This window comes from Agrobacterium sp. LY4 (assembly GCF_001526585.1).
Taxonomy (GTDB): domain Bacteria; phylum Pseudomonadota; class Alphaproteobacteria; order Rhizobiales; family Rhizobiaceae; genus Agrobacterium; species Agrobacterium leguminum.
This window is the reverse complement of the sequence record NZ_ASYA01000024.1, coordinates 1-15,700: the sequence shown is the minus strand read 5'-3', so window position 1 is coordinate 15,700 and position 15,700 is coordinate 1. Positions and strand designations below refer to the sequence as shown.

6 protein-coding genes are annotated in these 15,700 nt (G+C 56.7%); 5 read left to right on the top strand and 1 reads right to left on the bottom strand.

What is annotated here, in order from left to right; genetic code table 11:
* The first annotated feature begins 2 nt into the window (after nt 1-2).
* The 5 genes from L904_RS19570 to L904_RS19550 all read left to right on the top strand — a co-directional run bounded on the left by L904_RS19570 (nt 3) and on the right by L904_RS19550 (nt 15,014).
* Complete coding sequence (locus tag L904_RS19570; RefSeq protein ID WP_059762634.1) at nt 3-8,459, top strand: peroxidase family protein; 8,457 nt, start codon at nt 3-5, stop codon at nt 8,457-8,459.
* Between the two features lie 173 nt (nt 8,460-8,632).
* A complete protein-coding gene (locus L904_RS19565; protein WP_035261847.1) occupies nt 8,633-10,372 on the top strand; it encodes a type I secretion system permease/ATPase in 1,740 nt (579 codons plus the stop codon).
* Nucleotides 10,373-10,419: 47 nt separating this feature from the next.
* Complete coding sequence (locus L904_RS28205; protein WP_051671870.1) at nt 10,420-12,771, top strand: calcium-binding protein; 2,352 nt, start codon at nt 10,420-10,422, stop codon at nt 12,769-12,771.
* Between the two features lie 41 nt (nt 12,772-12,812).
* Complete coding sequence (locus L904_RS19555) at nt 12,813-14,123, top strand: HlyD family type I secretion periplasmic adaptor subunit (RefSeq protein ID WP_035261845.1); 1,311 nt, start codon at nt 12,813-12,815, stop codon at nt 14,121-14,123.
* A gap of 138 nt (nt 14,124-14,261) precedes the next feature.
* Complete coding sequence (locus L904_RS19550; RefSeq protein WP_035261843.1) at nt 14,262-15,014, top strand: IS6 family transposase; 753 nt, start codon at nt 14,262-14,264, stop codon at nt 15,012-15,014.
* Nucleotides 15,015-15,100: 86 nt separating this feature from the next.
* Here the strand turns inward: L904_RS19550 and L904_RS19545 are convergent.
* Nucleotides 15,101-15,700 (bottom strand): substrate binding domain-containing protein (locus L904_RS19545; RefSeq protein WP_059765534.1); only part of this gene is annotated, 600 nt, incomplete at its 5' end.

Below are 15,700 nucleotides of genomic sequence, written 5' to 3'. Positions count from 1 at the left end.
AAATGGCTGCTTTTACACTCAACCAGGCTGATCTGGCGTTTGTGCTTCACCAGATCAAGGTCGCGGAAGTCCACGCCTCAGGCGTTCCGCTCACTGAAATCCGCCTCAACCCTGATGGAACGGTGATTTCCGACCGGTCACAATACGATGCAGTTACAGGTCTCTACCTTGGCAACCCGGCAACGCCTCGCGCCATTCCCGACCCGCATGTGCCGGTCGGTCTTCGTACCGTTGATGGCACCTACAACAACATCGTGGCAGGCCGCGAACTCTGGGGGGCCGCCGATCAGGCCATGCCGCGTGCGCTTGATCCGAATTTCCGCAACGATGCCGATGGCGACACGATGTCGCTTGGAGGCCCCGCCGTGGTGACGAACACCGATTACAGCGTCGTCGGCACGCCTTCCCCATCAAATGGCGGTCATACAGGCAACGTCGCGGACGCAGACCCGCGCATCATCTCGAACCTGATTTCCGACATGAGCATCAACAACCCGGCTGCTGTATCAGCCTGGTTCAACAATCCTCTGGCGGTAGCGGCATGGGAAGAGGCCAACCCCGGCATGGTGCCCGTGGCACCCGGACAACCTCTTGGCACTAACGGTGTGTACCTCACCAATGCCGACCTTGCTTCAATCCCGAACATTGCACCTGACGAAGGCCTCTCGGCCCCGTTCAATGCGTGGATGACATTTTTTGGCCAGTTCTTCGACCATGGTCTTGACCTGATCAGCAAGGGCAACAACGGCTCGGTATTCATCCCGCTACAGGGCGACGATCCATTGGTGCTCGGCGCTGACGGGCTTCCTGGAACAGCCGACGACTTGCCCCCAAGCTTGCGCTTCATGGTTATCACCAGAGCAGACCCTGTTGATGGCCCCGGTGCAGACGGTGTACTTGGAACGGCTGATGACACACATCACGAAGCCCGCAACACCACAACTCCGTTCGTGGACCAAAACCAGACTTACACCTCACATCCATCCCATCAGGTTTTCCTGCGTGAATACGCAACAATCGGAGGCGTCACTGTCGCGACAGGTCGTTTGCTTGACGGCCCGCCCCCAGCCGGTTCTCCCGCCGGAACACATGGTGGCCTTCCAACATGGGCAGACATCAAGGCCAACGCCCTGCAATTCCTCGGCATCCAGTTAAGTGATGCTGACGTCGTCAACCTGCCTCTGATCCGCACCGACCAATACGGCAATTTCATTCCCCATCCTTTGACGGGCTATGCGCAGGTTGTAACGGGTATCGGTGCAGACGGTATTCCAAACACTGCCGACGATGCGGTCGTTTCAGGTACACCCTCGGCACCTGTCAACACATTCGCGTCGCTGGCGCTGCGCACCGGCCATGCCTTCCTGGACGACATCGCGCACAACGCCAACCCCTTCAACAGCCAAACGGGTGCGTTGAAAACTGCGGACGCAGATGATGTTGTCAACAGTGGGCCTCTTGCATCCGGTGTCTATGACAACGAGTTGCTGGAGCGTCATTTCATTACGGGTGATGGACGCGGTAACGAGAACATCGGACTGACTGCTGTTCATCACATTTTCCACTCCGAGCACAATCGTCAGGTCGATTCCCAGAAACTGACGATCCTGCAAAGCGGCGATGTCGCCTTCATCAACGAATGGCTGGCAACGGATATCAGCGGCCTTCCAGCCGGCTTTGAAAACCTTCCGGCGATTGATCAGCTCGCTTATGCGCAAGGACTGAACTGGGACGGCGAGCGCATGTTCCAGGCAGCCCGGTTCGCCACAGAAATGCAGTATCAGCACCTTGTCTTCGAAGAGTTCGCACGCAAGATTCAGCCGGCGATTGACGTCTTTGTTTTCAATTCGGTAACGGATGTCAATTCGTCAATCTTTGCCGAGTTTGCCCATACGGTCTATCGCTTCGGGCACTCCATGCTGACCGACGGGATGCCACGCGTTTTCCTGAACGCCGATGGTACGGAAACGGCAGCGACCGAGCCTGAGCTGAACCTCATCGAGGCCTTCCTCAATCCTGTGGCATTTGCTCTCAACAGCACCATCAGTGCCGATCAGGCAGCCGGAGCCATCGTACGTGGCATGGTCGTCGAGCACGGCAATGAAATCGACGAATTCATCGTCAGTTCCCTGCGCAACAACCTGCTTGGCCTGCCGCTGGATCTCGGTGCGATCAACATCGCTCGCGGTCGCGATACGGGCGTGCCTTCACTCAACGACGCCCGTGCACAACTTTATGCGGCAAGCGGCTCCACCTTCCTCAAACCCTATGACAACTGGGTTGATTTTGCCGCCAATCTGAAAAACTCGGCATCCGTCATCAACTTCATCGCGGCCTATGGCACACACGGGACGATCACCGGCGAAGCCACGCTGGCCGGTAAACGGGCTGCCGCAACAGCCCTTGTCATGGGTGGCGACGACGCCCCCCTCGACCGCGTTGCCTATCTGACCGGTACCGGGACATGGGCAGGCGTGGAAACTGGCCTCAACCTCGTCGATCTCTGGATCGGTGGTCTTGCGGAAAAGAAGATGCCGTTCGGCGGCATGCTGGGCTCCACATTCAATGCCATCTTCGAAATGCAGCTCGAAAACCTGCAGGACGGTGACAGGTTCTACTATCTGACCCGCACACAGGGCCAAAACTTTCTGAATATGCTGGAGCAGAATTCGTTCGCCAAGATGATCATGGCGAACACCGATATCGCACAGCCCGGCGCTGACGGAATTCGAGGCACCGGGGACGACGTGATCGCCCGCCACCTCGGCGTCGACGTCTTCGCCGATTACGACTTCGTCCTCGAGATCAACACGGCGAACCAGGTAGGGGACGATCCTGTCGGGGACGATCCGATCATGGCGGCACTGGGTCTCGGTAAAGTCCAGCGCGATGATCTGACCACTGCCGACGTCGACGAAAGCATCGCCGATACCAGCACGGATCAAAGCGGCACAACAGGACACTATCTACGGTTCACGGGCGGCGAACATGTGGTCGTCGGCGGCACCGTCGGCAACGACTCCATCATTACCGATTTCGGCGATGATGGTATCTGGGGCGATGCAGGTGACGATCGGATCGAGAGCGGCGCCGGCGTCGATCTCGTGAATGGCGGAGCAGGCAACGATGTCATCACCGACTCGGGCGATACCGGCGACTTTATGAAGGGAGATGAAGGCGATGACGTGATCGCCAATTCGAACGGCATGGATATCGTCATGGGCGGAACCGGTAAGGATGTCGTCTTTGTCGGCGTCGACGACACGGAAGTTTTCGGTGGCGACGGCGACGACTTTATTCTTGGCGGCGACGGCGTCGATCTTCTCATGGGCAATGAAGGCGACGACTGGATGGAGGCGGGCGGCGGCTTCGACACGACAGCCGGCGACAACTCCGAGCTCTTCTTCAATTCGTCTATCGTCGGTCACGATGTCATGTTTGCCGGGAATGAAGAACACGATTTCGACGCGGAATCCGGCGACGACATTATGGTCCAGGGCGAAAGCGTCATGCGCAATGAGGGCATGTTCGGCTTCGACTGGGCAATCTTCAAGGATGTGGAGATGAACGCCTACGCTGATATGCGTATCCCGATTTTCACCACAGAACAGGAAGATATCCTTCGCAACCGTTTCGACAAAACAGAAGCACTTTCCGGCTGGAATTACAATGACACCTTGCTTGGCGACGACCGGGTCTTTGGTGACTTGGCGCCTGGCGATACGGTTGCCACGACAGAGGGCATCTTCTTCAAGGATGGTTTGACGCAGGCAGGCGTAGATCGCATTGAGGGCCTGCGCGCGCTTCTTGGCAACCTCATCGCAGCGGCTCCGGCTGATGTTGATCCCGAAACGATCACTGCCTTCGACCGGGGCAACATTCTCCTCGGTGGAGCAGGAAGTGACTCGCTGCGGGGCAATGGTGGAGATGACTTCCTCGATGGCGACGCATGGCTCAACGTTCGTATTCGCATCACGCCTGTCGACGCCGAAAACTCGGACGGTAATCAGATTGCAACGGTGGACAGCCTGAAACATGTCTTTACCGAAGATGAGAATCCAGCCTGGGCTGGAAAGTCGCTCTTTGAGTTGATGATCTCCCGTACCATCGTGCCAAGCCAATTGCATATCGTGCGAGAGATTGTCTCATCGACAACACCCCTCGCCGGTACTGATACCGCAGAGTTCAACGATGTTCGTGCAAACTACACGATTGTCAGAAATGTTGACGGCAGTTTCACGGTCACCCATAACACCGTCAGCAATGTTGTGGATCCGTTGACCGAACGAAATCTCGTGTCGGACGGTGTAGATACCCTGCGGAACATTGAAGCCGCGCGATTTTCCGACGGCGTCGAGGTCGCCCTTGTGAACAGGGCGGCGACCGGTGCACCGGTTATTAGCGACACATCGCCCACCGAGACACAGACATTGACTGCGGATACCTCCGGAATCGCCGATGAAAACGGCCTTGGAACATTCAGTTTCCAATGGCAGACATCGACCAACGGCACGACCTGGGCAAATGTTGGGGCTAACTCGGCAAACTTTACTCCCCAGCAGCCTCAGGTTGGCCAACAGGTGCGCGTGGTCGTCAGCTTCACCGATGGGTTCGGCTCTGCTGAGCAAGTCGTTTCTCCGGCTACCGAAGTGGTCGGCGACGTCATTAGCGCCAGCAACGTCGGCACCGTCATCACTGGTACCGCAGGCGCGGATATCATTACCGGAAACCGCGGGAATGACACGATCAACGCCTTGGGCGGTGACGACGTTATTAACTGGAGCGCGAGCCTCCTGGGGCTGTTACCCGATGGTCGGGACAGCGTGAACGGCGGCGCTGAGGGCCTCGACGGAGACTCTTTTGTTGTCAACGGCTCCGCACTTGCCGAGACCTATCGTGTCTATACCCGCGCAGCAGCAGTCAGCGCAGGAATGACAGGGATCGCCACGGCAACGGAAATCGTCATTACGCGCAATGGCACCACCAACGGCGCGATTATTGCAGAGCTGACCGACATCGAGGAAATCGTCATCAACACCGGGGCGGGAAACGATACAGTCTTGGCAATCGGCGACTTTTCTCCGACCAATCTCAGCTTCAACACGATCACCATCAATGGTGGAGCGGACGACGAGACTGTCAACATTTCCGGGTTGATGTCAGCACATCGTATCCTGTTCCGCAGCAATGGCGGTGACGATACGATCGTTGGAACCCTGCGCCCGCAAGACGTGGTCGAACTGGCACCAGGCCAGCAGCTTTCCAGCTATACTCTCGTCGATAATGGCAACGGGACGAAATCCTTCTCAAATGGGGCTCATTCGATAACCTTTACCGGTAGCGTCGTGCCCCAGTTCCAGGAAGCCACTTCGGACGAGGACGGTGATGATATTTCCGGTCACTTCGAATACACTCCGAGTGACCTCGCTGGCATCAAGGCGCTCGTAAATGGCCTATCACCGGACGGTTCCGACGACCCTGTTCCAACGGGTGTCCGCACCCTGTCCGGTCATGGTAACAACGCTGCAGATCCCGAGGCAGGCGCTGTGGATACGCCATTCATCCGCATCACCCAATCTCACTACGGGGAACCGGACGACTTTGGAAATTCCGCGATCAATCCGATTTTTGCCGGACTCGATCCCCGCAACATCAGCAATATTCTAGGGGCACAGGAAGCAAGCCTTCCAAAGGCCGATGCCAACATCTTCTTCATGGCGTTCGGGCAGTACTTCGACCACGGCCTTGATTTTCTCGGCAAAGGTGGAAATGGCACGATCCAGATCGGCGCGGCTGGCAACGGCGCCCCCGGCTCTGGCAATCCGGCTGACCTGACGCGCGCAACCGTCGCCTATTATGACGATGGCGTTCCACAGCACATAAACAAGACATCGCCTTTCGTCGATCAGAACCAGGCTTACGGCTCCAATGATCTAGTTGGCCAGTTCCTGCGCGAGGGCGATGGATCGGGCGGTCTCGGGTCACGTCTGCTTCAGGGCGGTGCGGATCCATCCAACCCCAACTTCAAGCTGATGCCGACGCTGCGTGATCTCATCCTGCATCACTGGGAGAACGACACCGTTTTCCACTCGCCCACTCTCGCAGGCGGTCAGGTGAGCTTTCGCTCCTACTTTCCGGGTCTCGTAGCGGCAGGCGTCGTCAACGAAGCCATGGTTTCCGGGCTTGCTTCGGACTTCATGGGTAGCACGCACGCACTGCTTCTCGACACCAACCCTTATATCAGCCTGCTCGATCACTACGTGGCAGGCGATGGCCGGGCAAACGAGAACTTTGCCCTTACTTCAATGCACACCATCTGGGCCCGAAACCACAATTTTCATGTGGCAGGCCTTGAGGCGGCCGGTTTTGATGGAACAGCCGAGGAACTGTTCCAGGCCGCCAAGATGATCAATGAAGCCGAATATCAGCGTGTTGTCTTCACTGAGTTTGCGGACAAGCTGATCGGCGGGATCAGGGGAGATGGGGATCATGGTTTTTCGGAATACAATCCGAATGCCACGGCTGCGATCAGTCATGAATTCGCCGCGGCTGTCTACCGGGTCGGCCACTCGCTGATCGGCCAGACCATGACGGTGCTTGACGCAGATGGAAACCCCACCCAGGTAGCATTGTTCGATGCCTTCCTGAACCCCACCAATGATCCATCTGCCTTCAAGCTGCCGCTCAGCACACTTGCGCAGTTCGGATACGTGCCGCAGGAAGGCTACGAGCAACTTGGTGTGAGTGCGATCCTTGGAGGTATCGCGACACAACCCGCTGAAGCAGTCGATTTCAACATTGTCGATGCCGTGCGAAACGACCTCGTCCGTATCAACGCGGACCTGTTTGCCTTCAATGTTGCCCGAGGCTGGGACGTCGGACTTGGAACGCTCAATCAGGTTCGCATGGACCTCGCAGCATCCACCGACCCTTATGTTGCAGAAGCGCTGGGTTATGCAGGAGCAATGACGGCCTACACATCCTGGGACGACTTCCAGAGCCGCAACGGCCTTTCCGATACCGTAATCACCCAGTTCCGGCAGGCTTATCCGGACCTCGTTCTGGAAGCCGGCGAAATCGCAGCTTTTCGCGAAATCAATCCTGATATCGAGATTGTAATGCAATCCAATGGGACTGGTGTGGTCAAGGGGATCGACCGTGTCGATCTTTGGGTCGGAGGACTTGCCGAGAAACACATCAATGGCGGCATGGTCGGACAAACATTCTGGGTCGTATTGCAGGAGCAGTTCGATCGCCTGCAGGAAGCTGACCGCTTCTACTACACAGAGCGTTTCGACGATTTCGATTTCTATGAAAACTTCATCGACGGTCAGGAGTTTGCCGACATCATCGCCCGGAACACCGGCCTGACCAATCTTGAAGAAGATATCTTCTCGCCACGCGTCGAAGACAACGAGGAGGAAAACAACGACGACGATGATGACGACGGCAACGGCGACGACGAAGAGGACGGTGATGATGGCAACGGCGAGGAGGGCGATGATGACAGCTGCTCGCACGAAGACGACGATGACGACGGACCGATTGTCTCGATCCCGATCGCAGCCGTTGCACTGATCGGTACAGCGTCTGGTGAAGTGCTCGCCGGCCAGGGCGGCGACGATACGATCCTCGCGGGCGGCGGTTCTGACATCCTTTCCGGGGAAGCAGGGTCCGACATTCTGAGGGGCGAAGACGGTGACGACGTCATAGTTGCAGCTGCGGACAACGATGTTGCGAGCGGTGGCAGCGGCGACGACGAACTGCATGGCGGCGCCGGCCACGATGTGCTCTTCGGAAATAGCGGGGCGGATCTTCTCTTCGGAGATTCCGGCAACGACACCATCGAAGGTGGTGCGGGTGACGACCAGGCCTGGGGTGGCGACGGGGACGATATCGTTCTTGCAACAGCCGGCGACGGCAATGACCGGTATTGGGGCGATGGCGGCAAGGATACGCTCGATTACTCCGTCTCCACGTCAAATCTGACCGTAAATCTAGGCACGGGCCTTATGGGACACGGCACCGTCATTAGCGCAACGACAGGAAACGACGCGTTCTACAGCTTCGAGAACTTCGTGGGCGGCTCCGGCCATGATGTGATCACTGCTTCGAATGCGGCGAACGTGATGGATGGCGGTCTTGGCAACGACACCTTCCAGTTCACAACGACAAGTGCAGCCAATGGCGACTCAATCTACGGTTTCCAGCCTGGCGACAAGATCGACTTCGCGGCAATCGACGCCAACACGGGTGCTTCGGGCAAGCAGACCTTTACGATCAACAGTCCAGCATCGCTGACTGCGACGGGGGGAATTGCAATTACGCACGAAGTTCGTGACGGAGAGGACTTCACGGTCATTCGTGGTCATACCGATGCAGACGGGAATGCTGACTTCGAACTGGCCGTTTCCGGAAAGCACCACCTGACCAACAGTGACTTCTCCGGGGTTTCCTGAGCAACCGCGAACGAACGGAGGCAGCGCCTCCCGTTAGCTTCAAAATCCCAACGCCGGTGAGTACTGGCACCGGCGTTGCAAGTGAAATGGGATGTCTTGGGTCAACGCGATCACTCCGGACATGCCGCGGACTTAACGCCGAATCTCGGCAAAGTTTCCAGGGGGACTTTCAGATGAGTGGCACCTGCAACAAAAAAGAAAGCCAGATAAATGGCATGGGTGGCTTGATGATGTTCGTCTTTGGTCTGTCCGGCATCATCAATATTCTGGCCCTGACCGGCGCCTTCTACATGCTCCAGATCTATGATCGTGCGCTGACCAGCGGAAGCGTGTCGACGCTTGTCGCGTTGTCAGGCCTTGCAATCGGCCTTTATCTTTTCCAAGGGCTGTTCGATATTCTGCGCTCACAGATTCTGGTTCGGCTTGGCGCGAGACTCGATACACAACTGGCCCCGCTGGCCCACAAAGTCGTCATCGATATGCCGCGCTATGGTTATTCCACGTCTGAAGCGACGGAGCGTGGCCGCGATGTCGATACGATCCGCGGATTCCTGGCAAGTCCCGGCCTGATTGCGCTTTTCGATTTGCCCTGGATGCCCATCTACCTGGTGTTCGTTTGGCTCTTGCACCCAATGCTTGGCATGTTGACCGTTGGCGGGGCCGTTGTGCTTGGCCTTTTGACGCTTTGCACGGAACTTCTGACACGGCGTCACGCCAAAGAGATGCTGAAATCAACTGTACTGCGAAATGCAGTCATCGATTCCAACGCTCGAAACAGCGATATCATGCACTCAATGGGCATTGCCGATCGTGCTGTGAGCCGTTTCGAGCGTGCCAACCGACGTCACCTGGATACGCAAACCAGGACCTCCGATATCTCCGGAACGTTCTCAGGCCTGTCCAAGGTTCTGCGGATGATGTTGCAGTCAGCGATTCTCGGTCTTGGCGCCTACCTTACAATCAAGGGGGAATTGTCGGCCGGCTCCATTATTGCCTCTTCGATCGTGACCGCACGCGCCCTCGCACCGGTGGATCAAGCGATCGCGCAATGGAAGGGAATGGTTTCGGCCCGGCGCAGTCATGCTCGTCTTAAGGAAACACTGGCCGTTCTGGACGACAAGACCGGACTTTTGAATCTTCCTGCGCCGAAGGAAACTCTCACGATTGAAGGTATTACGACGGTCGCGCCACACAGCGGCGCAGTCCTGTTGAGTGACGTAAGCTTCGAGCTGAAGGCTGGCCAGGCGCTCGCCCTGATCGGTCCGAGCGGCGGCGGGAAGACGACCCTTGCCCGATCCATTCTCGGCATCTGGCCGACACTACGCGGTTCAGTGCGTATCGACGGCGCGGATCTCAAGCAATGGCCTTCAAGCTTCTTCTGCGAACATGTCGGCTACCTGCCGCAGGATGTCTGCTTGATGGACGGAACAATCGCCGAGAATATTTCACGTTTTGCCGAAACACCGGAGGCACATACGATTCTGCAGGCTGCAAGGGCGGCAGGCATCCACGATATGATCGTTCGTCTGCCGAACGGCTACCAAACAGACCTGGGTCCAAATGGCATGTCACTTTCGGCTGGTCAACGCCAGCGCATTGGCCTTGCGCGGGCATTGTATGGCAGCCCGTTCCTGGTGGTACTGGACGAGCCCAACTCCAACCTTGACGCCGAAGGTGAAGAGGCACTGATGAAAGCGATTGCCGCAGTTCGCTGTCGCGGCGGGATCGTGGTGGTTGTCGCCCACCGCCCAAGCGCCCTGCAATCCGTTGACATGGTTGGCGTTGTCCAGAGCGGAAAACTCGTGGCGTTCGGTCCGAAGGACGAAATTGTGAAAGGGCCACAACCGCAACTGCTTCGTTCGGAACACACACGCATGCAGGCATCGTCCGGCAATACTCTGGCAGCAGAATAAGACTTGTTCCTTTGCAACGCTCAGAAGCAACAGGAGGAGAACAGACAATGGAAGATAAACTTGTTCTGGGACTGCCTGACGTGGCAGCCTCCATAGCGCCAAAAAACCGCTTTGAACTTCACGACAAACCGGTCCCGCGCTACTGGAGCATAGTGAACCCGGCCGTCGCTCTTGCCGCGATCGGCGCTTTTTTTGGAAAGCTCCGTTCCGAAACGCAAGTAGACGGACCAAATGCCCCGCGTGCCCCTCTTGTTCAAGGTCCAGTGGCCGAAACGGAAACGCGTTCGAACGAGGCTTCTACGAACATCGACATTATTGAAGAGGTCGCCGCGTATCTCCGCCAGGTCGCCGAGGAAGCCGGCAATGCCGAACGCAAGGTAAGGTTTTTGGCTGAAACCACTACGTTTCCCTCCTCCTTCCATGCAAGGGCCGACCTGAACCTTGATAATCACTCCTTTCGGTCGCTACTGCAGTCACTGTCCGCAAACGACAACCATCGGATCAACGGATATTTCGCACCCCTGACACCACTCGGCGTGCTTGGCAACGAGACTCCGATCATCTGGCACGCGAAAGACCAGCGGAGCGAAAACGCCAGTGAGCCCGAAGCGCCTCGTGCAGATCCAGATGAAAATCCGAGAGACCATGACGGACCGGCCGCCGGGGAAAGCACTCCTCCGGCAGGCAACGCACGTCCAAATCGATTGCCGGTTGTGGCTGGACGGGTGTTTCTTGGAAGCGGCCTGATGAACCTTTCAGCGCTCATCCTTCTCGACAACCTGGCGTCGGCCGCAACCGACGCAGATGACGACACTTTGTCAGTTCGAAACCTTCAGGTTTCTTCCGGCATCATACAGACCTATGGCGAGGGTATCTGGCTCTACACGCCCGACCGCGGGTACATCGGCGAAGTCACCTTCTCCTATAGCGTCAGCGACGGAATTGGTTCTGTGTCGGCGACGGCAATGCTGGACCTCGTTAAAGCAGCGCCGCATCCAGTCGAAGGTACCGATAAGGATGACATCTTGTTGGGTACGCCCGGAGATGACGTGATAGCGGCACTTGACGGAAATGACTTCGTCTACGGTCGCGAGAGCAACGACGTTATTTACGGTGGCAACGGCGACGACACCCTGATGGGGGGCAGTGGAAACGACACGATCTATGGCGAGGGCGGCCACGACCGGATTTCCGGTGGCGGGGGTGACGACGTCATCTTTGGTGGTGTGGGCAATGACGAAATGTATGGCGAGGAAGGTGACGACGTCGTGGCGGGCGGTGATGGTGATGACATGGCCAGTGGCGGAGCCGGCAACGATCATCTGTTCGGAGACGAAGGCGACGATACCCTTTCCGGCGATGCGGGCGATGACTTGCTCGACGGAGGTAATGGCAATGACATGTTTTCGAGTGGTCTTGGGCACGACGCGGTAATTGCAGGCGCCGGCAACGACATCATCGTCATCGGTCCCGGAGCCGAGGAGGCGCGAGCAGCAGCGCAGCTTCCCGCCGTCAACGACGGTGACGACACATATTCAGGCGGTGACGGTTTCGACACTTACGATGCGTCCTCTGCTTCAAAGGCTGTCGAAATTGACCTTGCAGCCAAAACTGCATCGGGTTCGCAGATTGGGACAGACTACATCGACGGATTTGAAGCAGCTATTGGCGGCAGTGGAAACGACACGTTGAACGGCAATGACGAGGATAATCTCTTGGTTGGAGGAGCTGGCGACGATCACGTTACTGCCGGCAAAGGCAACGATACCGTCAGTGGTGACGCTGGCGATGACACTGTGGTCGTTCTCTTCACAAGCAGTGGATCAGACGATGGCAATGATCAGTATTCCGGTGGTGATGGCATAGATACCTACGACGTTTCTGCGACAATCACAGCAGTTATTATCGATCTCGAAGAAGGAACGGCTACAGGCGTCGAAATCGGGACTGATCAACTGGAGGGCTTCGAAGCCGCCATTGCAGGGCTCGGCAACGACGTGCTGGTAGCCAATTCGGACATTAATTTCCTGACCGGCGGCGCAGGCAACGACGTCTTCATTTTCCGCTCGGTGGAGGCCGTCTTAAACGATGGCCAAGGAAGGGACAAAATTCTCGACTTCCAGATCGGCGATCGGATTGATTTGTCTGATCTCGCAGATGAAATCGGTGGGCTGATGTTCGACCGAATCATGGGTGAGATCAATGACCAGCAGGATGTCCGGCGCATCCGACTCTACAGCGAGTTTGCGGACGGCGAGACTGCCGTCGTTCGCGCCGTCATTGATCTTGCGGGAGAACAGGACGATCTCGAGTTGCTGATCTACAGCCACCAGGCGTTGACTGAAGATGATTTCATTCTCGCGGCTCGTGATGACGACGCAGGCCTGGCAAGGACCTAACTGGAGTAAGGCGAAAAGCCACATAAGGGGAGCTTAGGGACATGACGCGCGAACAAAAAAATACAAGAAAACAATTCACGCCAGAAGCACAATCCTTCGGCATCGCGCCACGCATCGTCGTGTCAGGCATTCTGGCGGCTCTCCTCGTGTTCGGAGTCGGCGGATGGGCGGTTCAGGCCAAACTTGCCGGTGCGGTTGTCGCACAGGGCCAGCTTGTCGTGCCAGATCAGGTCAAAACCATTCAGCACCGTGACGGCGGGATTGTCGCTGACATTCCCGTGGCCAATGGAGACACAGTTAAGGCTGGTGACGTGCTTCTGCGCTTTGATGAAACTCAGACTCGAGTAGAATTGACCATCATCCGAAGCCAGCTATCGCAGTTGCGAGCGATGAAAATCCGGCTGGAGGCGGAACGTGACGGTAAGGACACCATTTCATTTTCCGACGGCTCTATCGTCCCCGAGCTTGCGCGTAACGAAACGAAGCTGTTTCAGGAAAACCGCCGCATGATCCTGAACCAGAAACAGCAACTGGAAATGCAAATATCCCAACTCGAAGACCAGATTGATGGACTGATTTCGCAGCGGAAAGCAAACGACGTTGAAAAGAAGATAATTACCGAAGAGATCGGCGTCAGCGAGAGGCTCGCCAAAGGCGGATTAATCAAGTTATCGGAATTTCGCGAGCTCCAGAAGCAGGTAGCCCGCATCGATGGGACCAGCGGCGAAGTGGCAGCCCGTGTGGCCGAGGCTGAAGGAGAGATCAGCGAGTTGCGCATCAAGCTTCTCTCCATTGACCAGACAACACGATCCGAAACTCAAAAAGAGATTGTCTCAATCGAATCCAAGCTCGCCGAACTGGGGGAGCGCGAAATCGCCGCATATGACCGTCTTTCACGCATGGAAGTTCGTGCGCCCGTCGATGGGTTTGTCTATGATCTGCAGATACATACGATCAACGGCGTTATAGGCGCAGGCGCAACTATAATGTCGGTCGTTCCCAAGACTGATGACATGAAGGTCGAATTCCGGATCGCACCGGCAGATATCGATCGAGTAGCACCAGGACAGGCCGCCAGAATGAGACTGACCGCATTTAACAGCGCAACGACTCCAGAGGTTTTCGGAATTGTCGAATTCGTCGCAGCAGCAACCGTGATAGATAAGACGAACGGTCAACCCTATTATTTGGCGACAGTTGATATGATTGACCAACAGGAAGTCATTAGAGATCTCAAGCTTATGCCGGGCATGCCAATTGAGGTTTTCGTCCACACGGCTGAGCGCTCAGCGTGGTCTTACCTAACGAAGCCATTTACAGATCAGGTAATGAAAGCATTTCGTGAGGAATGATGGACCGATGTAACTTCACGCGAAGGTGAAAGAGAACCAGATGGTAGACCCATGAGGGGCCTGTCGCAAATTTTTGTAGTTAACAGCATGTTGACCAACCCTGGAGAAATTTCGCTCCCCGTGTAGCGGAGCGTGGCCATGATTCCGAATTCCATAGCAGAGAAGTTGAAGCACCAGTCGAAGAACGATTTTAAAGGACGCCACTTCGAAGCCTGGCTGATCGTTCAGGCGGTGACCTGGTATCTGCGCTATCCGTTGAGCTACCGCGATCTGGAAGAAATGTTCCGCGAGCGCGGCTTCGAGGTCGACCACAGCACCATTAATCGCTGGTTCCTCGCCTATGCACCTGTCATCGGGAAGCGGCTGGGCCGGTTCCGCAAACCGCATTGTGGTTCAATTCGAGTTGACGAGACTTACGTCAAGATTAGGGGCAATTGGCGTTACCTGTACCGCGCCATCGACAAGCATGGAAACCCGATCGACTTCCTGCTCACCGCAACGCGCGATCTTGATGCCGCGAAGCGGTTCTTTCGAAAGATGCTCAGGGACGAGCCTCTGTTATCGCCACGGAAGATCGGTACCAATGGCGCAAACACGTTTCCGTCAACGATCAAGACTGTCGTCGATGATGGGCTTTTGCATCCCAACCCGGTCCATTATGTCACCAAGCATTTGCAGCAAGGTATTGAGAGCGACCATTTTCAGGTGGAGAAAAACATGCCCAAGATCGGCGGCTTCCAATCCTTCAACACGACACGTCGAACCATTGCCGGATTCGAAGCGATACTCTGGCTCAGGAAAGGCTTTGGCTTTACCGGCGATTGGACCATCAACGATCAGAGCGATCTGCTCGCGCGTCTCTTCGGCCTGCAAAGGGTTAACGAAGCATGAAAATGCAACGGCTCACAGGATCACCTCGGCCTACTTGATAGTTTGCGACAAGCCCAGGCTTCTTCTAAAGCCCAAACTTCCCTTGGCTATCCAAGGCTTCCGGCAAAGCGTTCCGGCCATTTTTCCCGCTGGAAGGCTTCCACGACGAAATCGACGAACACACGGGTCTTGAGCGGCAGAAGCGTCCGGTTGGCGTAGTAGATCGAGATCGGCCCAGCATCGGCATACCAGTGGGGCAGAACCCGGATCAGTTCCCCGCTTTCCAGACAGGGCAACGCGTCGGGCTTGGCGATCATCGTCACCCCCATGCCGACCAGCGCCGCCATGCGCATTGCGGCAGGGTCATTGACCACCACCGTTTGCCGAAGCCGTGCAGGCTCTTCCGCTCCTGCTGCATCGCGCATCTGCCATTGGCGGATGCGGCCCGTGCGCAACGAGCGCATGACGATGCCATCAAGCTCCAGCAGCGCCGAAGGATCGTGCGGCGGCACCTTGCCCGCCATATAGGAGGGCGAGGCGACCGCGATGATATGCGCCGGAGCGAGCGCGCGTGAAATCACACCCGCCGTCAGTTCGAAACCTCCCCCGATTGCCACATCATAACTCTCGGCGATCAGGTCAATCTGCCGGTTCTCGAACATCCATTCGGGGCGCACCTTCGGAAAGCGTCGCGAGAATTCGGGCAG

Excerpts from the sequence above, each read along its gene's own strand:
- L904_RS28205 (WP_051671870.1), top strand. The coding sequence starts at position 10,420 with ATGGAAGATAAACTTGTTCTGGGACTGCCTGACGTGGCAGCCTCCATA.
- L904_RS19570 (WP_059762634.1), top strand. The coding sequence starts at position 3 with ATGGCTGCTTTTACACTCAACCAGGCTGATCTGGCGTTTGTGCTTCAC.
- L904_RS19550 (WP_035261843.1), top strand. The coding sequence starts at position 14,262 with ATGATTCCGAATTCCATAGCAGAGAAGTTGAAGCACCAGTCGAAGAAC.
- L904_RS19555 (WP_035261845.1), top strand. The coding sequence starts at position 12,813 with ATGACGCGCGAACAAAAAAATACAAGAAAACAATTCACGCCAGAAGCA.
- L904_RS19565 (WP_035261847.1), top strand. The coding sequence starts at position 8,633 with ATGAGTGGCACCTGCAACAAAAAAGAAAGCCAGATAAATGGCATGGGT.